20 protein-coding genes are annotated in these 17,153 nt (G+C 56.5%); 9 read left to right on the top strand and 11 right to left on the bottom strand.

From position 1 onward, the window contains the following. Positions 1–143: 143 nt before the first annotated feature. On the bottom strand, positions 144–731 hold the full coding sequence (locus tag IBT46_RS20220) for a TIGR00730 family Rossman fold protein (RefSeq protein WP_200547137.1): 588 nt from the start codon (positions 729–731) through the stop codon (positions 144–146). A gap of 286 nt (positions 732–1,017) precedes the next feature. Here IBT46_RS20220 and IBT46_RS20215 point away from each other — a divergent pair, with 286 nt between their 5' ends. Then, on the top strand, positions 1,018–1,461 hold the full coding sequence (locus IBT46_RS20215; protein WP_200547136.1) for a DUF4186 domain-containing protein: 444 nt from the start codon (positions 1,018–1,020) through the stop codon (positions 1,459–1,461). Positions 1,462–1,489: 28 nt separating this feature from the next. Here IBT46_RS20215 and IBT46_RS20210 read toward each other — a convergent pair whose 3' ends face one another. The 6 genes from IBT46_RS20210 to IBT46_RS20185 all read right to left on the bottom strand — a co-directional run bounded on the left by IBT46_RS20210 (position 1,490) and on the right by IBT46_RS20185 (position 6,718). Beyond that, positions 1,490–2,260, bottom strand: a complete 771-nt coding sequence (locus IBT46_RS20210) for an ABC transporter ATP-binding protein (protein ID WP_200547135.1) — start codon at positions 2,258–2,260, stop codon at positions 1,490–1,492. Continuing rightward, the gene (locus IBT46_RS20205) at positions 2,257–3,060 is read right to left on the bottom strand and encodes an ABC transporter permease (protein ID WP_200547134.1); all 804 of its coding nucleotides are present in this window, start codon (positions 3,058–3,060) and stop codon (positions 2,257–2,259) included. The genes IBT46_RS20210 and IBT46_RS20205 overlap by 4 nt, the downstream gene beginning before the upstream one ends. Before the next feature lie 13 nt (positions 3,061–3,073). Further along, complete coding sequence (locus tag IBT46_RS20200; RefSeq protein ID WP_200547133.1) at positions 3,074–4,033, bottom strand: ABC transporter substrate-binding protein; 960 nt, start codon at positions 4,031–4,033, stop codon at positions 3,074–3,076. A gap of 14 nt (positions 4,034–4,047) precedes the next feature. Further along, positions 4,048–4,815, bottom strand: coding sequence for an aspartate/glutamate racemase family protein (locus IBT46_RS20195; protein WP_200547132.1), 768 nt, complete (start codon positions 4,813–4,815; stop codon positions 4,048–4,050). Between the two features lie 176 nt (positions 4,816–4,991). Next, positions 4,992–6,230, bottom strand: coding sequence for a Zn-dependent hydrolase (locus IBT46_RS20190; RefSeq protein WP_200547131.1), 1,239 nt, complete (start codon positions 6,228–6,230; stop codon positions 4,992–4,994). Then, positions 6,227–6,718, bottom strand: coding sequence for an L-2-amino-thiazoline-4-carboxylic acid hydrolase (locus tag IBT46_RS20185; protein WP_200547130.1), 492 nt, complete (start codon positions 6,716–6,718; stop codon positions 6,227–6,229). Before IBT46_RS20185 ends, IBT46_RS20190 begins: the two co-directional genes overlap by 4 nt. A 227-nt stretch (positions 6,719–6,945) precedes the next feature. Between IBT46_RS20185 and IBT46_RS20180 the strand changes: the two genes are divergently transcribed. After that, complete coding sequence (locus IBT46_RS20180) at positions 6,946–7,866, top strand: LysR substrate-binding domain-containing protein (protein WP_200547129.1); 921 nt, start codon at positions 6,946–6,948, stop codon at positions 7,864–7,866. A gap of 101 nt (positions 7,867–7,967) precedes the next feature. On the opposite strand, the gene IBT46_RS20175 is transcribed toward IBT46_RS20180, so the two are convergent. Together IBT46_RS20175 and IBT46_RS20170 are read right to left on the bottom strand one after the other, a co-directional pair. After that, positions 7,968–9,293: a type II toxin-antitoxin system HipA family toxin gene (locus tag IBT46_RS20175; protein WP_200547128.1), complete on the bottom strand. Its 1,326-nt coding sequence runs from the start codon at positions 9,291–9,293 to the stop codon at positions 7,968–7,970. Positions 9,294–9,297: 4 nt separating this feature from the next. Further along, on the bottom strand, positions 9,298–9,594 hold the full coding sequence (locus IBT46_RS20170; RefSeq protein ID WP_200547127.1) for a helix-turn-helix transcriptional regulator: 297 nt from the start codon (positions 9,592–9,594) through the stop codon (positions 9,298–9,300). Positions 9,595–10,086: 492 nt separating this feature from the next. Here IBT46_RS20170 and IBT46_RS20165 point away from each other — a divergent pair, with 492 nt between their 5' ends. The 7 genes from IBT46_RS20165 (at position 10,087) to sorE (ending at position 15,799) form a co-directional block, all read left to right on the top strand. Further along, complete coding sequence (locus tag IBT46_RS20165) at positions 10,087–11,034, top strand: sugar-binding transcriptional regulator (protein ID WP_200547126.1); 948 nt, start codon at positions 10,087–10,089, stop codon at positions 11,032–11,034. A gap of 71 nt (positions 11,035–11,105) precedes the next feature. After that, the gene (locus tag IBT46_RS20160; RefSeq protein WP_200547125.1) at positions 11,106–11,909 is read left to right on the top strand and encodes an SDR family oxidoreductase; all 804 of its coding nucleotides are present in this window, start codon (positions 11,106–11,108) and stop codon (positions 11,907–11,909) included. A 10-nt stretch (positions 11,910–11,919) separates the two neighbouring features. Further along, positions 11,920–12,327 (top strand): mannose/fructose/sorbose PTS transporter subunit IIA, encoded by a 408-nt coding sequence (locus tag IBT46_RS20155; RefSeq protein WP_200547124.1) that lies wholly within the window; start codon positions 11,920–11,922, stop codon positions 12,325–12,327. Continuing rightward, complete coding sequence (locus IBT46_RS20150) at positions 12,327–12,821, top strand: mannose/fructose/sorbose PTS transporter subunit IIB (RefSeq protein WP_200547123.1); 495 nt, start codon at positions 12,327–12,329, stop codon at positions 12,819–12,821. The genes IBT46_RS20155 and IBT46_RS20150 overlap by 1 nt, the downstream gene beginning before the upstream one ends. Before the next feature lie 65 nt (positions 12,822–12,886). After that, on the top strand, positions 12,887–13,684 hold the full coding sequence (locus IBT46_RS20145) for a PTS mannose/fructose/sorbose transporter subunit IIC (RefSeq protein ID WP_200547122.1): 798 nt from the start codon (positions 12,887–12,889) through the stop codon (positions 13,682–13,684). Positions 13,685–13,695: 11 nt separating this feature from the next. Further along, the gene (locus IBT46_RS20140; protein WP_200547121.1) at positions 13,696–14,520 is read left to right on the top strand and encodes a PTS system mannose/fructose/sorbose family transporter subunit IID; all 825 of its coding nucleotides are present in this window, start codon (positions 13,696–13,698) and stop codon (positions 14,518–14,520) included. Positions 14,521–14,569: 49 nt separating this feature from the next. Further along, positions 14,570–15,799, top strand: a complete 1,230-nt coding sequence (gene sorE / locus IBT46_RS20135; protein WP_105593029.1) for an L-sorbose 1-phosphate reductase — start codon at positions 14,570–14,572, stop codon at positions 15,797–15,799. Positions 15,800–16,295: 496 nt separating this feature from the next. Here sorE and IBT46_RS20130 read toward each other — a convergent pair whose 3' ends face one another. Beyond that, positions 16,296–16,781, bottom strand: a complete 486-nt coding sequence (locus tag IBT46_RS20130) for an Hcp family type VI secretion system effector (protein ID WP_200547120.1) — start codon at positions 16,779–16,781, stop codon at positions 16,296–16,298. A 14-nt stretch (positions 16,782–16,795) separates the two neighbouring features. Beyond that, complete coding sequence (locus IBT46_RS20125) at positions 16,796–17,152, bottom strand: DUF1493 family protein (protein ID WP_200547119.1); 357 nt, start codon at positions 17,150–17,152, stop codon at positions 16,796–16,798. Position 17,153: the final 1 nt, after the last annotated feature.

Here is a 17,153-nt window from a genome sequence, read left to right as displayed (position 1 = left end):
GCCTAATTGATAGGGGTAACGACATGGCTGCGGCGATGCCGTTACCCTCAACAGATCGGAAACTCGGCGCGGTCTGCACGCCTTTTCACGCCACCTGCTAACCTTCAGCGATCGTCGCAGCGGCAATATGGATCTTCTTCTTATCAACCATGCTGGCTCCCCACAGGCGGAGCCCACTTGGTTGCCGGCGGCGTGTAGTCGTTAAAGTAGTCGATAATTTCCGCCAGGCTGTCGGAAAACAGCAGCATATCGATATAGCTCTGCCTGATAAATCCTTCAGCGGCCATGCGCTCAATCATCGCTTTCAGCGGCTGGTAGAAACCGTTCACATCCAGGAATGCGCAGGGTTTCTGATGCATACCGAGCTGCGCCCACGTCCACTGTTCGAAGATCTCTTCCATCGTGCCGGCCCCGCCCGGTAAGGCGATAAAGCCCGAAGACAGCTCCGCCATCCGGTGCTTGCGCTGATGCATATTCTCCACCACCACCAGCTCGGTCAGCCCGGTATGGCCAATTTCTCGCTCAAACAGCGCATGAGGGATCACCCCGGTCACGCGTCCGCCGTGCTGCAGGGCAGAATCCGCGACCGCGCCCATCAGCCCCACCCGGCCACCGCCGTAAACTACGGCAATATCCTTTTGCGCCAGTAGCTGGCCCGTGGCGCGCGCTGCATTCATATACTCTGGGGAACATCCTTCAGCTGAACCGCAAAAAATGCCGATTGAATTCATCTTTTTTCCTTCGGAATCGTTCTGTTCAAATAGGGCGACTGTCATTGGCTCACAGGATACGCGGGAGCGATTATCCCCGCCAGAAATGGTCACGGAGCGTGGCTTTTTCGTGGGTATCCTGCGGGTAGTTTCGAGGTTACACGATGTGTATTACCTTCATTCGTGAATGATGGGCAGATGCCACAGTTCGCGTTTTTTCACCGCTTGTCTATTGCCAGCCTTCCGCACTATGGCACATGCTGTGGCGAGACAAAGAGACTGCTTCAACGTTGAATAAGACCGTTTTATGCCTGCAATCGATCACCTCTTCCAGCGGCTTGCCCGCTCCCCGTTCCGTCAGCGCTTTCATTTGGGCAGCGCGGAATATCGTTATTGCCAGGAGAAAGGCCGGGCGCTGGTCGAGCAGCATACCGCAGAGTTTGTCCGCGCCCGGTTGGCACCGGCAGAACCAGCCAATGACGGAAAACAGACGCCGATGCGCGGCCATCCGGTGTTTATCGCCCAGCACGCCACCGCCACCTGCTGCCGCGGCTGCCTGAGTAAATGGCATGATATCCCTCAGCATCAACCGATGAGCGAACGGCAGCAGCAGTGGGTGTGTGAGGTCATTCTGCACTGGATCAATCAGGAGATGCAGCGGCCTGCTCCGGTAAAGGCAGTAAAAGAAGTAAAAGCAGCAAAGAAAGGCAGGCAACAAGAAGAGAACGGCGGCCAGTTGGATCTGCTGTAGCGGCGCGGGCCTCCCTGCCCGGCGCGGTTTAGTGCGATGCCCCGACCGGGCGCTGCATACTGAAAAACAGTTGATAAAGGTGGCTGCGCAGCGCCGCCTGCCGCTGCAGCAGCGTTGGGTCCGTCAGATCGTGACGCGGGCGCGGCAGATCCACCGGGATAATGCTGTTTACGCTGCCGGGGTTCGGCGACAGCACGACGATACGGTCGGCCAGCAGAATCGCTTCGTCGATATCGTGGGTGACAAACACCACGGTTTTCCCGCTCTCCTGCCACAGCCGTAGCAACAGCTGCTGCATCTCGAAACGCGTAAAAGCATCGAGCGCGCCGAATGGCTCGTCCATCAGCAGCAGTTCCGGGCGCACCGCCAGCGCGCGGGCAATCGCCAGCCGCTGCTTCATGCCGCCGGAAAGCACCGAGGTCCACGCCTTCGCCTGCCCGGCCAGCCCCACTTTCTCCAGCAGCTCGCGCGCCGTCTGTCGGGCGGCCTTTTTCGTCGCACCCTGCAGCGTCAGGCCGAAGGCGACGTTATCCTCCACGCTCAGCCAGGGAAACACGGAATACGACTGGAACACCATGCCGATCTTCACTGCCGGTGCCAGCCGCAGCTCGCCGGAATCATGTTGTTCCAGCCCGGCAATAATCCGCAGCAGGGTCGACTTGCCGCAGCCCGACGGGCCGAGCAGCGCCACGATCTCGCCCTGCGCCACCTGCAGGTCAATATCCCGCAGCACCTGTCTGTTTTTTCCAGCGTGGGGGAAGGTTTTCCCCAGCCGGCGAACGTCGACAACGCTGGTCATCGCGTGGCCTCCTGTGCCGAAGGAACATAGGGAAACAGCAGCCGGCCGCCGAGCACGAACAGCGCGTCGCTGATAATACCGACCACACCGATGGCAATCACCCCGGCGAACAGCGTGGTGATATCCATATAGCGGGAAGCGCGCAGGATGGCGAAACCGATGCCGCTCTGTGCCGCCACCATCTCCGCCACCACAATGTAGGTCCAGGCCCAGCCCAGCGTAATGCGCATCTTCTCCCATATTGCCGGGAGGGCGGCAGGCAGGATCACCCGCAGCAGGCGCTGGCCGCGCGTGGCACCGAGGATCGCCGCCGACTCCTTAAACTCTTTCGGCACCTCACGCAGGCAGCCCGCGACCATCAGGGTGAGATGGAAGTAGGCACCGATAAAAATCACCGCCAGCTTCTGTCCCTCACCAATGCCCATCCACAGCACCAGCAGCGGAATAAAGGCGGTGGCGGGCATATAGCGGATAAACGAGAACAGCGGGGCCAGCAGGTACTGGCCGCGCGTGGTCACGCCCATCAGCACGCCGAACGGCACCGCCGCCAGCACCGCCAGCAGGAAGCCGGCGGTCACCCGCAGAATGCTGACGCCGAGGTCGCGGCTCAAACTGCCGTCGATAAACAGCTGCTGCGCGCGGGCGGCGACCGCCAGCGGTCCCGGCAGGAACATCGCCGGGAACAGCTGCGCCAGCCACACCCCTTGCCACAGCGCGAGCAGGATGAAAATGCCGAGCAGGCCGTAGCGGTATTGCCGCCCGCGGTGATGACGCGACGCGCGTTGCTGCTGAGGATTCATTACTGCCCGCCCGTTATTTCAGTACGGTGCGCAGTGCGCTGCGGTCAACCAGCTTGTCCGCCGTCGCCGGTTTGGCGATGGCACCGGCCTGCTGATAAATCGCCGAGCCGTTATTGATCACGCTGTCGATGCCGTCATCCTGCAGGAAATAGGCTTTGTTGATTTCCGGCGAGCCGAATTTCAGCAGCGTCAGGCCGCTCTTCACATCCTCCAGCGGGATGCCGGACGTTTTGGCGATAATGGCTTCACTCTCCTGCGGATGGCTGTGCCAGAACTGGTATGCAGCAAAGTAGGCGTTAATAAAGCCGGTGACCGCCTGCGGATGCTGAGCAATAAAGTCGGTGCACAGCGCCAGCGTATCGGCAATCAGGCCCGGTTTCTGTTTGGTGCTGTACAGCACGTGGCCACCGGCACGTTTGCTCGCCTGCGCCAGCCATGGGTCCCAGGTGGCGGCAACGTCGATCTGACCGGCGATAAACGCCGCACCGGCATCGGAACCTTTCATATTCACTACCGAAATATCCGACGGCTTCAGGCCGGCATCTTTCAGCGCGTTAAGCAGCAGGAAATACGCGGGCGACCCTTCCTCCACGCCGATCTTGCGGCCCTTCAGCTGCGCAACGTCGGTGATATCTTTGGTCGCCAGAATCCCCTCCGCACCGTACGACTGGCTGATATCCAGCACCTGCTTCAGGCCCAGCTTTTCGGCGTTGTAGAAAATGAAGGTGTCGACGGTGCTGACCCAGCCGTCGAGATCGCCGCGCACCACTGCGGCAGCGGTTGACGGTTTGTCTTCGGTGCTGACCAGATCAACAGTGAGATCCTGCTGTTTGAAATAGCCTTTTTCCTGTGCCAGATACAGCAGACCGTAGCCGACAAAGGTATTTGCGCCGATCTTGATGGTGGTGCTCTGCGCCCAGGCAGAGACGTTAGCGAGCAGCAGCGTCGCTAGCAGTACGAGTGATTTTTTCATAAGTGCCCCTGGTGTTAGGAAGAGAAAATTTTGCCGTAATGTGTTGAATTATGATGACAATCAGCTAACTGCATTGCATGCCAGGCCAGCGCCTGGTTACTGGTAATCACCGGAATACCGAGGTCGACTTCCAGTCGGGTAATAATGTCGGAGCAGCGCATCGCGGTGCAGGAGATAAACAGGCCGTCGGCACCCGACTGCCGTACCAGCTGCAGTGCGGCCTGCCAGATGGCCTGCGGCGCAACGCGGCAAATCTGCGGATCGCTGTTCTTGCTGAAGCAGCCGCGCGCCACGACTGCCGCTCCCCCGTTCGCCGGCCAGAAGTCGTCGAACAGCTGATTCAGCGCGGGTTCGTAGGGCGTCAGCACCGCCAGCCGGTTAATCCCCAGCGTTGAGACCGCCGCCAGCGCCGCGCGGATTGGGTCGGTCACCGCCACCTGCGGGCGCGCCGCCCGGATAATCTGTTCCAGCGCTGCGCTGCCCAGCACCATCGACGCCGAGGTGCAGCCAAAGGCGATAACGTCCAGTCGGTCGTTAGGGACCAGCCGCGCGACCACCGCCGGGATCTCATCCCGCAGCGCGCCCAGCGTCTCCGGCGACAGCGTCGGTGCCATGCTGATGCGAGAAGCGAACAGCCCGACACCGTCGGCCGGCAGGAAGCGCCGCACCTCCTGCTCAATCACCACATCGCTGTCCAGCACGATCAGGCCAATTGCCGCGTGCCGCGCAGGACCGTCGTCACTCTGTGCTGTAAAGGTTTGCCACTGGTTCATTATTTTCATCTCAACGTCTGTAATACCCTTACAATCCGATAATTGAATTGAAGAGGGAAATACGCAGTTATTCTTTCTTATTATTTTTTAATTAACGCCTATCATGTTGTTTTTAATAAAAATATAAAAAACCACATTAATCACATCAGGCGAAACAACATCAATATATGAAAAAAACAGAACGATCAGTCCGGCTCGTTGGCCGCCGCCAGCAGCGTGTGCAGCAGCAGGTCAGCGCCGTTCGTTGACCACGCTGGCAGGATGTTCTCGGCCTCGTTGTGGCTGATACCTTTTTCACAGGGAATAAAGATCATCGCCGTCGGAGCCACCCGGCTGAGGTAGCAGGCGTCGTGCCCCGCTCCGGAAACCATGCTGCGCTGCGTCAGCCCCAGGGCTCCGGCAGCATGCTCGATGTGTGCCACACAGCCCCGGTCAAAGGCGATCGGCGCGTAGTCAAAGATTTTCCCGGCGCTGACCGTCAGCCGCCGCTCGCCGAGCGTTGCCAGCGCAGCGTGCAGCGCGGCCTCCATGCGATCGAGGGCGTCGGCGTCGGGATGGCGAAACTCAACGGTGAAGAACACCCGGCCCGGCACGACGTTGCGCGAATTGGGGGTCAGCTGCGCCATACCGACCGTCGCCCGGCCGTCGTCGGCGAACTGCCTGCCGATGCGCTCTACCGCCAGCGCCACCTCGGCGAAGCCGCACAGCGCATCCTGGCGCAGGTCCATCGGCGTGGTTCCGGCATGCGCCGCAAAGCCGGTCAGGGTAATTTCAAACCAGCGCTGACCCATCGCCGCGCGCACAATGCCCACGTCGGTGCCGGTCTCCTCCAGAATCGGTCCCTGCTCAATGTGCAGCTCGAAGCAGGCGTGAAGCGGGATCGCCCGCGCCGCCGCCGTACCGCGATAGCCAATGGCCCGCAGTGCCTCCTCCACGCTGATGCCGTCGCCGTCGCGGCGTGCCAGCGCGTACTCGCGGGAGAACACGCCGGTCCACACGCCGGATGCCAGCATCGCCGGGGCGAAGCGCGCGCCCTCCTCGTTGGTCCAGTTCACCAGCAGCAAATCGCGTTCGGTCTCAATACCGCGCTCGTTGAGGGTGCGCAGTACCTCCAGCCCCGCCAGCACGCCGTAAATGCCGTCGTAATTGCCGCCCAGCGGCTGCGAGTCGCCGTGTGAACCGGTCATTACCGATGCCAGCTGCGGATTGCGCCCCGGTCGGCGGATAAATTGATTGCCAATCTCGTCAATCTCGCAGTGAAAACCCGCCTCAGTCGCCCAGTGGCGCAGCGTGTCGCGCCCCTGGCGGTCCTCGGCGCTCAGCGCCAGCCGGGTAACTCCACCCGCCGGGGTGGCACCGAACGTGGCAAAGGTGCGCAGCGTCTGCCACAGGCGTTCACCGTTAACCCGCAGATCGGCGCTCATCGTTCGCCGTCCGGTTTCACCCGGTAACGAAAATCGCAGCGTGGCGCGCCCGACATCACGGTAGTGGTCCGCGTCAGCTCGACGTCAGGCGCATAGCCGACGATAAACTTGTCGTCGCGCGCGCAGGAGAGCAGGTGACCAATCTCACCCAGCCCCATTTCGTGATACATCTCCGCGTAGCGGCAGCGGGTAACGTCATAGTTGTACTGCTGGCCGTCGTCGTCGAGTACCCGTACCTCCAGCGCGTTGTCTTTCTCCCACAGGTATTGCAGAGCGACGAAACTGCGCAGATCGGCCCGTTTCGGCTCACGGGCGGCAAATTCGCGCCCGGCCTGGATCGCCGCGTTTTCGATCGCCTCGCCAATGATCGCCTGTGCACGACCCTTGCCCAGATCGCGCACCAGCAGGTCATAGATCGGTTTGATGATCTCCGCTTCAATTTTCCGGCGGGCAAGAATGCCCAGCTCCTGATTCTGACTACAGCTCATCGTGCCTCTCCCGTTAGTTACACCCCGACGCCAGCGTAGCCGCCAATCGGGTATCCACAGTTGTCGTATGGAATAGTGCGTTGCGGGCCTACGATCCGTTAACTGAGTTAAATTGTGAAATACGGAATCCTTCTTACTTATCGTAAAATTGATTTGAGGTAGTTAGCTGAATTCACTATGTTTTATAAAAACGCCAACCACCTTAAAACTGAGAATTATTGATTCATATGAATAAAACAGAACAGTCGGGTTTTCCGGCGAGCGGTGAACTCTCGGACGACCCGCCGCTGCGGGCGGTGCGCGTATTTGAAGCTATCGCCCGGCTGGGCAGCCTGAGCGCCGCAGCGGACGAGCTGGATATCTCGCCGTCGGCGGTCAGCCACCAGCTGCGCGTGCTGGAGACGTTTCTCCAGCAGCCGCTGACCCACCGTCAGGGAAGGCGGCTGATCCTCAGCGCCGCCGGGCGCGAATACTACCGCTCGATCCGATCGGCCTTCAGCGTGCTGCGCCAGGCAACTGGGCATCTGATGGAGCAGAACCGCTCGCGGCAGGTGACTATCAGCCTGATCCCGCTGTTCGGTATGGGCTGGTTTATTCCGCGGCTGCCGCGCTTCACTAATGCCCATTCGTCGATCGAGATCCACGTGGTTTACGCCAACCACCGTAACTACCACAGCGATGCGTCGGATCTGTCGATTCGCTTCGGCAGCGGCCAGTGGACCGGCTATCAGGCGGAGAAGCTGATCCCGGGCAGGATGATCCCGGTGGCCAGCCGCGACTTCCTGCGCGTGCACGGCTACATCGATACCCCGGAGATTCTGGCGCAGAGCCGACTGGTACACGACGAGGAGCGATCGTCGTGGCAGCAGTGGTTCACCGAACAGAACGTCAGGCGCTTTCGCCGCGACGGCGCGCTGTTTGAGGACGGGCTGCTGACGCTGGCCGCAGTAAGGGCCGGGCTGGGCTGCGCGCTGATGCGCGAGCCGATGATCGCCCCCTATCTGCAGTCGGGGGAACTGGTCAAGCTGTTCGACCACGCCAGCGACGACGGCCGCGACTACTATCTCTGCGTGCGGCAGGGAGTGGAACTGAGCGAAGAGGGCAAAGCGTTGCAGCGGTGGTTGCGCGAAGAAGCAAACCGTCTGTGAACCGCACGCCGGTGGTGAACACAAAGAAAGTAAAGAAAGCCGGAAAAATGCATCAGCAGGATGCCTGGGGGCAGATGGATCTGCTGTGAGCCTGTCGGATTTTATGCGCTGGCAGCTAATCTTTCGCACTGCTGCCGCATGCCTGTAAAAATAGCCTCCGCGACTTTCGCAGGAAACGAATCAGGCAGCAAACCGGCTACTTTTTCGATCACTTTCGGTGTGATTGCAATAAGTTCGTCGATCACAGACTCAACGTATTGGCTATCCAGCCCAACTAATTCTCCATGATTAAGCCAGTGTCGCCGCTGGATCCGAAAAAGCTCGTAATAGTTACCGCTACCGCGAACAGCCATGGCCAGCTTGCATTTCCTACAGGCAAGCTGACCCCGTGCCGTGCCGATCACCGGCCATGCGGATAGAACATCATAAAGAGGCGTCAGCTCATATCTGTTTTGCGGTTCAAGCGTAATGCTGAAATTCTTTGCATGCCCATCCGTCGCGGCCAGTAGCCAGAAAATAATCTGCACTTTAAAGAACTGTTCCCTGTCACGCGCCGCCCGCTTTGAATGATTCAGGATGGCCATAATATCGGAAATTCCCGGACCGCCATCCGCCTGATATTTCTTCAGCGGAGAAACCCCCAGGGCCTGGCACAGATCCTCCTGGGGTAGACGAACGATCCATTGACGATCCTGCGACCACCTCCGGTCAAAGCGCTCAACGCTCAAAACTTTCTGCTCTTCAAACTGCGCAATATGCGTTTTTGCGACAGGAATACCATAACTATCAAGTATAAGAGAGCACAGCCATTCATTTTCCACGGAGGTACTCATGTCTGCCTGCATATTGCCGACCAGCCCTAGTGGCAGCTTGAATATATGGGTGGTCGGTGTGTTGCCTTCAGGCAGGCACCACTGCCCATTCTGCCAAAGAAGGGCCGTTTTTTCCTGAGCACCGGCGATAGATAAACGCAAATCGCCAGGTTCAGACTGCCGTCCTGGCAACCCTGTCGTGGTATCGCGCAGTACAGCGGCAACTTCAGCTTCAGAAAGCGGGCGGCAGTTCACTGAGAATAAATTACTGGGATGCTCACCTGCATTCAGTAACTGTATCGCACCAACACAGTCCCTTCCCAGCTCAGCCAGAAGATCGAAAGGCTCAAGACTTTCAGCTTGATAACGCATCGCTAAACGCCTGCGGATCCCTTCGCTATCAGGCAGCAAATTATCAAAATAGTCGCGTACAATACTGCCACGCCAGGGTTGATTACCCGGCGTGAAAGGCAGTGAAAGCGACAGGGGCCTGCCCAACTCGTCATCAATCCACTCAGGCAGATATTCCAGCCGATCTTCTCCCCTGACCTTTTCCCAGAACCCCACATGAATGCCATTCATCCAGATAGCTAAACGCTGCTGAGTACGCCGCATAGTTTCACCATTTCTCCTGTCTGGCAGGCGAATAGACTTCTTTCATTGGCTCCTTCGCAGCAGTGACCATCAGCGAAGAAGGTCCGGCAGAGAGCACCATTTCAATGCCCAGCACAGTAAAGACCTTATACAGACGTTCGATGCTGGCGCTGGCAGGATTGGCTTCCAGGCGGGCATAGGTTTGCTGTGTTACACCCAACCTTTCTGACACATCCTTCTGCGTCATCCCTTTTTCCTTACGGAAACCAACCAGCAGCGGCCTCAGCTGATTCAGGGTCTTCAACGGATAAACAGTATTCATAGAGTTTCAACCCTCATTCTAAATCTGTACAAAATATAATCGGCCCTGCCACTTTACACCCGATAGGCTGTTAATGCAAAATACAGCTTAAAGACTGTATAAAATCTAATACAGCCTGTAAGCTGTAATAAATATAAACAGCTCTTAAGCTGTAAAAAGTAACTATCCGCTCGCGCCTGAAATGGCGAAGAAATTGCTTAAACCATTACCTGCCGAACTAAATGTGATCCATTACACCTTTCTTCACAAAAGTGCCCACTCCCACCTCGTGCAAACTTGCCCGGCAAAAAACAGCATAATCAATTAATTAGAGCTAGCTGCACAAACGTGCCGGAAAACACCCAATCATTAAACAAATGTGCAAGACAAAGCTCCGTAAAACTGGCCTGAAACACGTGAATATTACTTTTAAGTCGTTCATCGATCGGGTTATATCAGATCAGGACAGCGAAAACGTGATTTGCACAAATGTGCAGAAACCCGAGGATGACGATGGAAACCAGCGATGATATCCGCCTGATTGTAAAAATCGCCCAGCTCTATTACGAGCAGGATATGACGCAGGCACAAATTGCCCGCGAACTGGGGATCTACCGCACCACGATTAGCCGCCTGCTCAAACGCGGCCGGGATCAGGGCATCGTGACGATTGCCATCAACTACGACTGCAACGAAAACCTGTGGCTGGAACAGCAGCTCAAACAGAAATTCGGCCTGAAAGAGGTGGTGGTTGCTTCCTGTGAATCCCAGCAGGAGGACGACCAGCTGAACATCATCGGCCAGCACGGTGCGCAGCTGGTCGACCGACTGCTGGAACCGGGCGATATCGTCGGTTTTTCATGGGGCCGGGCCTTACGTGCGCTGGTCGACAACCTGCCGCAGGCCGGCCAGTCGCGGCATACGATTTGCGTACCGATTATCGGCGGCCCGTCCGGGAAACTGGAAAGCCGCTATCACGTGAATACGCTGACCTACGATGCCGCCGCGAAGTTAAAAGCAGAGTCTCACCTGGCAGATTTTCCGGCGCTGCTGGACAACGCACTGATTCGTAACGGCATTATGCAGTCCGAGCATTTTAAAACCATCTCCTCCTACTGGGATAATCTGGACATCGCCCTGGTAGGGATTGGCTCCCCGGCGATTCGCGATGGGGCAAACTGGCACGCGTTTTACGGCAGCGAAGAGAGTGACGATCTCAACGCCCGCAGCGTGGTCGGCGATATCTGTTCGCGCTTTTACGATATCGACGGCGAAATGGTTGAAACCAATATGAATGAGAAAACCCTGTCGATAAAAATGGAAAAACTAAAACAGGCGCGTTATCGCATCGGCATCGCGATGGGGGAAGCCAAATACGCCGGTATTCTGGGTGCGCTGCACGGTAAATATATTAATGGTTTGATAACGAATAAAGAAACCGCCGAGTCGTTACTGAAGTAAAAAATAACAACGTGATTTCACGCAGATTTTTCTGCGGGAAATCCCTTTATCTAAAAAACGAGGGGTATGAAATGAACACATGGTTAAACCTGGAAGGGAAAATAATTATCGTTACCGGCGGCGCATCGGGAATTGGTTTGTCAATCGTCGATGAATTACTGGCGCAGGGTGCCAATGTACAGATGACCGATATCCACGGCGGTGATAAATATCATAATGGCGAGAATTATCATTTCTGGCCAACCGATATTTCCAGCGCGACTGACGTTAATCAAAGCGTAGAAAATATCATTCAAAAATTTGGCCGCATTGATGGCCTGGTCAATAACGCCGGGGTCAACTTCCCGCGTTTATTAGTCGATGAAAAGGCACCGGCGGGCCGTTATGAACTGAATGAAGCAGCCTTTGAGAAAATGGTCAATATCAATCAAAAAGGCGTGTTCTTAATGTCGCAGGCGGTCGCGCGGCAGATGGTCAAACAGCGCGAAGGGGTGATTGTTAACGTCTCGTCGGAAAGCGGGCTGGAAGGTTCCGAAGGCCAGAGCTGCTATGCGGCAACCAAGGCGGCGCTGAACAGCTTTACCCGCTCATGGGCAAAAGAGCTGGGCAAACACGGCATTCGCGTCGTGGGCGTTGCGCCGGGCATTCTGGAGAAAACCGGTTTGCGTACCCCGGAATATGAAGAGGCGCTGGCCTGGACGCGCAATATCAGCGTGCAGCAGCTGCGCGACGGCTACAGCAAAAATACCATCCCGATCGGCCGCTCTGGCCGCCTGAGCGAAGTCGCGGACTTCACCTGTTACCTGCTTTCAGAGCGTGCAAGCTATATAACCGGAGTGACCACTAACATCGCTGGCGGTAAAACGCGCGGTTAAGGAGAGAAAAATGGTCAACGTTATTTTCTGTGCCCATGGCCAGTTTGCCTGCGCCGTACTGGATTCCGTGAGGATGGTGTACGGCGAGGTCAACGCCACGGCGGTGGAGTTTGTCCCGGGTGAGAACGCCGGGGATATCACAGCTAAACTGGAAAAGTTAGTTAGTGCTCACAATGAACAGGAGTGGCTGATAGCCGTGGATTTACAGTGCGGAAGCCCGTGGAATGCGGCGGCAGCACTGGCCATGCACAATCCCCGACTGAGGGTCATCAGCGGCCTGTCGTTACCGCTGGCGCTGGAAGTGGTGGATAACCAGGATGCACTGAACGTTGATGCCCTGTGCGAGCACCTGACCGCGATAGCCAGCCAGTGCTGTGTCGTCTGGCAGCAACCGGAAACCGTTGAGGAGGATTTGTAATGAACATTACGCTCGCCCGTATTGATGACCGCCTGATCCACGGCCAGGTCACCACCGTCTGGTCGAAAGTGGCCAACGCCCAGCGCATTATTATCTGCAATGATGACGTATTTAACGATGAAGTCCGCCGCACGCTGCTGCGCCAGGCCGCGCCGCCGGGTATGAAAGTGAACGTGGTGAATATTGAAAAAGCCGTCGCGGTTTATCACAACCCACAATATCAGAATGAAACCGTCTTCTATTTATTTACCAATCCGCAGGATGCGCTGTCGATGGTTAAACAGGGCGTAAAAATTGCCACACTGAATATTGGCGGCATGGCATGGCGACCGGGGAAAAAACAGTTAACCAAAGCGGTTTCTCTGGATGAGCAGGATATTCAGGCTTTCACAGAACTGGATAAGCTGGGTGTAAAACTGGATTTACGCGTGGTGGCGTCCGATCCATCGGTAAATATCCTCGACAAGATTAAAGAACACGCCGCCACAGAATAAAAAACAACAGCGCCTGTATTTATGCCGTGACAGGCAGGCACCGTCATATTTCAATGGTGAAAAAGATGGAAATAAGTACCCTACAAATAATCGCTATTTTTATTTTTTCCTGTATTGCCGGAATGGGCAGCGTGCTGGATGAATTCCAGACCCACCGTCCGTTAATTGCCTGTACCGTTATTGGCTTAATTCTTGGGGATTTAAAAACCGGGATTATGCTCGGCGGCACGCTGGAGCTTATTGCCCTAGGCTGGATGAACGTTGGCGCGGCGCAGTCGCCTGACTCCGCGCTGGCCAGCATCATCTCCGCCATTCTGGTGATTGTCGGCCACCAAAGCATCGCCACCGGTATTGCTATTGCGCTGCCGGTCGCCGCGGCGGGCCAGGTGCTGACGGTGCTCGCCCGCACCATTACCGTGGTGTTCCAGCACGCGGCGGATAAAGCCGCAGAGGAAGCGAAGTTTGGCACCATCGATCTGCTGCACGTTTCCGCACTGGGCGTTCAGGCGCTGCGCGTGGCCGTTCCGGCACTGATTGTTTCGATGTTTGTCAGCGCCGATATGGTCAGCAATATGCTGAACGCCATCCCGGAATTCGTCACCCGCGGCCTGCAAATCGCCGGCGGCTTTATCGTGGTGGTCGGCTACGCCATGGTGCTGCGCATGATGGGCGTGAAGTACCTGATGCCCTTCTTCTTCCTCGGCTTCCTCGCGGGCGGCTACCTCAATTTCAGCCTGCTGGCCTTCGGCGGCGTCGGTGTGATTATCGCGCTGATCTATATCCAGCTGAATCCGCAGTGGCGCAAGGCCGAACCTCAGGCTTCCACCACATCTTCCTCCTCCCTCGACCAGCTTGATGACTGATGGTGACCACAATGGAACAGAGAAAAATCACCCAGGGCGACCTGATTAAGATGTTTCTGCGCTCGAACCTGCAGCAGGCGTCATTCAACTTCGAACGTATTCACGGGCTGGGCTTCTGCTACGACATGGTTCCCGCCATCAAGCGCCTGTACCCGCTGAAGGAAGATCAGGTCGCGGCGCTGAAGCGGCACCTGGTGTTCTTTAATACCACGCCAGCGGTCTGCGGGCCGGTGATTGGCGTGACGGTGGCGATGGAAGAAGCGCGCGCCAACGGTGCCGATATTGATGACGGGGCAATTAACGGTATCAAAGTGGGATTGATGGGACCGCTGGCCGGGGTCGGCGACTCGCTGGTGTGGGGCACGCTGCGCCCGATCACCGCCGCGCTGGGTGCCTCGCTGGCGCTGTCCGGCAATATTCTCGGCCCGCTGCTTTTCTTCTTTATTTTCAATGCGGTGCGCCTGGCACTGAAGTGGTACGGCCTGACCTGGGGTTTCCGTAAAGGGGTCAACATCGTCAGCGATATGGGCGGTAACCTGCTGCAAAAACTGACCGAGGGGGCATCAATCCTCGGCCTGTTTGTGATGGGGGTGCTGGTAACCAAATGGACCAGCATCAGCGTGCCGGTGATTGTGTCACAAACGCCCGGCCCGGACGGCAGCACGGTGACGACTACCGTACAGAACATTCTCGATCAGCTCTGCCCCGGCCTGCTGGCGCTGGGCCTGACGCTGCTGATGGTGCGTCTTCTCAACAAAAAAATTAACCCGGTGTGGCTGATCTTCGCCCTGTTTGGCTTAGGGATTGTCGGCAACGCGCTGGGCTTCCTGTCCTGAGTTTCCGCCCCGCATCGCTGGCGGGGCACACTAAACAATGAGGTGGTTTATGAAAACAACAGCTTTACGCCTGTACGGCAAACGCGATCTGCGCCTGGAAACCTTTGAGCTGCCGGAGATGCAGGACGATGAAATTCTGGCACGCGTGGTGACCGACAGCCTGTGCCTCTCTTCCTGGAAAGAGGCCAATCTGGGCGCGGACCACAAAAAGGTGCCGGACGATGTGGCAACTAATCCGATCATTATCGGCCACGAGTTCTGCGGTGAGATCCTCGCAGTCGGCAAGAAATGGCAGCATAAATTCCACGCCGGGCAGCGCTACGTGATCCAGGCCAACCTGCAACTGCCGGATCGCCCCGACTGCCCGGGCTATTCATTCCCGTGGATCGGCGGTGGCGCGACTCACGTGGTGATCCCCAACGAGGTGATGGAGCAGGATTGTCTGCTCTCCTGGGAGGGCGATACCTGGTTTGAAGGATCGATGGTCGAGCCGCTTTCCTGCGTGATCGGCGCGTTTAACGCCAACTATCACCTGCAGGAAGGCACTTATAATCACGTGATGGGCATTCGCCCGCAGGGCCGCACGCTGATCCTCGGCGGTACCGGCCCGATGGGGCTGCTGGCCATCGACTATGCCCTGCACGGCCCGATCAACCCGTCGCTGCTGGTCGTCACCGATACCAATAAGCCGAAGATGAGCTATGCGCGCCAGCACTATCATTCCGAGCCGCAGACCGAACTGCATTATATCGACGGCAACGAGGCCGATTACGATACGCTGATGGCGCTGACCGACGGCAAAGGCTTTGATGATATTTTCGTTTTCGTTCCGAAGGAGCATCTGCTGACCCTCTCCTCTTCGCTGCTGGCCCCGGACGGCTGCGTTAATTTCTTCGCCGGCCCGCAGGATAAGGCCTTCAGCGCGCCGGTTAATTTCTACGATGTGCACTATGCCTTTACCCACTACGTCGGTACTTCCGGCGGTAATACCGACGATATGCGTGCCGCCGTTGAGCTGATGCAGGCGAAGAAAGTCAATGCGGCGAAGATCGTCACTCATATTCTGGGGCTGAATGCGGCCGGGGAAACGACGCTGGATCTGCCTGCGGTGGGCGGCGGGAAAAAGCTGGTGTACACCGGTAAATCACTGCCGCTGACGCCGCTGGGTAAGATTGCCGATCCTGAGTTGGCGGCGATTCTGGAGCGGCATCATGGGATTTGGTCCGGCGAGGCGGAGCAGTATCTGCTGGCGCACGCTGAGGATATTAATGTGGGGTGATGGTTGCAGCTTCGGGCTGGATTAGATGAGTGCTTCGCTATCTGCATGAACGAATGGTTGTAATGCCCGGAGTTAGCGCTGGCGGGTTGTGCCCCCGGTCGGGCGTCCTCGCGCCGCTTGCGCGGTGCCTTCACTTCGATCGTCAGCCTGTCGGACCGGCACAGACGCGCGTCCTGCGCGGCTGTGCCTTTCGCCTGCGTCCTTGCAGGCGAATCCTGGCTTCCTTTCTGCGTTCAGCGCTGTGGATTGCCCGCTCGGGGGCACAACCAGCCTGCTTTCGGACTTCCGTGTTGCCTGAAAAAACCAATCAGCTCTTCCTTCTTTCAATTCTGCACTATGGATTGCTCATTCGGGGGCACAACCAACCTGCTTTCTGGCTTCCGCGTTGCCTGTATAAAAAGAAAATCCCGGCTGGATCTGAAGTTTGGCGAGATGTTTTGCATGAAACGTTGAGATAGTTTAAAAAAACCAAAGCTCATGCTTCGGGTCTGTACATTTATGCCGTTGAGCGCTCATTCCATGCATCACTATACTGAATATTTCCGTCGTTATATTTCCAGGTAATCCTTTCATAACGAAGTTCTACGCGTTCCATATGATTACATTTTTCTACAGTTTTTGTGTTGTACATCGTCGGCATCACCGCCACCACTTTGACGCCTTCAAGAAGCATATTAAAATATTCAACCTCCTGGCCAGCGTCATTAATTCTATACCATTTTATTTCAGCGCTTCGTAGTGACTGACCTGTAGCAACCGCTTTGTAAAGATAAGGTGTTGAACTATCGAATTCTTTTTCAATAATCATTGGTGCATGAATGCGGGTTCCAGTGATTTTCCCTGTGTTATTATCCGTAGGAATATGTAGCCCGTGGCCAAAACCAATAATTTCTATACTACCTTCCCGTTCGTTGACATCGGATGAACCCTTAATCAACGCATCGCCGTCATCTCTGAGCCACAGATGAGCAGGTATAGCCATAATCAAATTCCTTTTTAATCATAAAGCCAGCGTCCAGCCTTAGCTGATTCCACCAGCATATTTAACGTAAGTGGTTTGGGTTCAAGCCACTGCCATTTATTTTTTTTTGAACGTAAAAAAATTATCGGGATAAATGTTTCTTCGTTAGGCCAGTAACTGTGAAAGGCGAAGGTCTGTCTGTCGACAGAAAAACGACTGAAGTAATCTTCAAGTATGTCCATCGCATCATCAGCTGACCAGGGATATTTCCCCGTCGACAGGCTGGTTTCTAATGTCAACATCGGCCGCTTGAAAAAAGGAAACACGCGGCTGTTCCAGTTTTCATCATACCAGGCCATCACTTGCCGTTGTGTTACGCAGGAAGCACCCATT

This window comes from Erwinia sp. S38, assembly GCF_016624545.1.
GTDB lineage: Bacteria > Pseudomonadota > Gammaproteobacteria > Enterobacterales > Enterobacteriaceae > Erwinia > Erwinia coffeiphila.
The sequence above is the reverse complement of the archived record's forward strand: the minus strand, read 5'-3'. Positions and strand labels throughout refer to the sequence as shown.

Coding starts and splice junctions, on each gene's coding strand:
- IBT46_RS20190 (WP_200547131.1), bottom strand. CDS start 6,230: ATGAGCGCCGATCTGCGGGTTAACGGTGAACGCCTGTGGCAGACGCTG.
- IBT46_RS20145 (WP_200547122.1), top strand. CDS start 12,887: ATGGAAATAAGTACCCTACAAATAATCGCTATTTTTATTTTTTCCTGT.
- sorE (WP_105593029.1), top strand. CDS start 14,570: ATGAAAACAACAGCTTTACGCCTGTACGGCAAACGCGATCTGCGCCTG.
- IBT46_RS20205 (WP_200547134.1), bottom strand. CDS start 3,060: ATGAATCCTCAGCAGCAACGCGCGTCGCGTCATCACCGCGGGCGGCAA.
- IBT46_RS20215 (WP_200547136.1), top strand. CDS start 1,018: ATGCCTGCAATCGATCACCTCTTCCAGCGGCTTGCCCGCTCCCCGTTC.
- IBT46_RS20220 (WP_200547137.1), bottom strand. CDS start 731: ATGAATTCAATCGGCATTTTTTGCGGTTCAGCTGAAGGATGTTCCCCA.
- IBT46_RS20195 (WP_200547132.1), bottom strand. CDS start 4,815: ATGAAAATAATGAACCAGTGGCAAACCTTTACAGCACAGAGTGACGAC.
- IBT46_RS20130 (WP_200547120.1), bottom strand. CDS start 16,781: ATGGCTATACCTGCTCATCTGTGGCTCAGAGATGACGGCGATGCGTTG.
- IBT46_RS20150 (WP_200547123.1), top strand. CDS start 12,327: ATGAACATTACGCTCGCCCGTATTGATGACCGCCTGATCCACGGCCAG.
- IBT46_RS20180 (WP_200547129.1), top strand. CDS start 6,946: ATGAATAAAACAGAACAGTCGGGTTTTCCGGCGAGCGGTGAACTCTCG.
- IBT46_RS20160 (WP_200547125.1), top strand. CDS start 11,106: ATGAACACATGGTTAAACCTGGAAGGGAAAATAATTATCGTTACCGGC.
- IBT46_RS20155 (WP_200547124.1), top strand. CDS start 11,920: ATGGTCAACGTTATTTTCTGTGCCCATGGCCAGTTTGCCTGCGCCGTA.
- IBT46_RS20200 (WP_200547133.1), bottom strand. CDS start 4,033: ATGAAAAAATCACTCGTACTGCTAGCGACGCTGCTGCTCGCTAACGTC.
- IBT46_RS20175 (WP_200547128.1), bottom strand. CDS start 9,293: ATGCGGCGTACTCAGCAGCGTTTAGCTATCTGGATGAATGGCATTCAT.
- IBT46_RS20165 (WP_200547126.1), top strand. CDS start 10,087: ATGGAAACCAGCGATGATATCCGCCTGATTGTAAAAATCGCCCAGCTC.
- IBT46_RS20125 (WP_200547119.1), bottom strand. CDS start 17,152: ATGGGTGCTTCCTGCGTAACACAACGGCAAGTGATGGCCTGGTATGAT.
- IBT46_RS20185 (WP_200547130.1), bottom strand. CDS start 6,718: ATGAGCTGTAGTCAGAATCAGGAGCTGGGCATTCTTGCCCGCCGGAAA.
- IBT46_RS20140 (WP_200547121.1), top strand. CDS start 13,696: ATGGAACAGAGAAAAATCACCCAGGGCGACCTGATTAAGATGTTTCTG.
- IBT46_RS20170 (WP_200547127.1), bottom strand. CDS start 9,594: ATGAATACTGTTTATCCGTTGAAGACCCTGAATCAGCTGAGGCCGCTG.
- IBT46_RS20210 (WP_200547135.1), bottom strand. CDS start 2,260: ATGACCAGCGTTGTCGACGTTCGCCGGCTGGGGAAAACCTTCCCCCAC.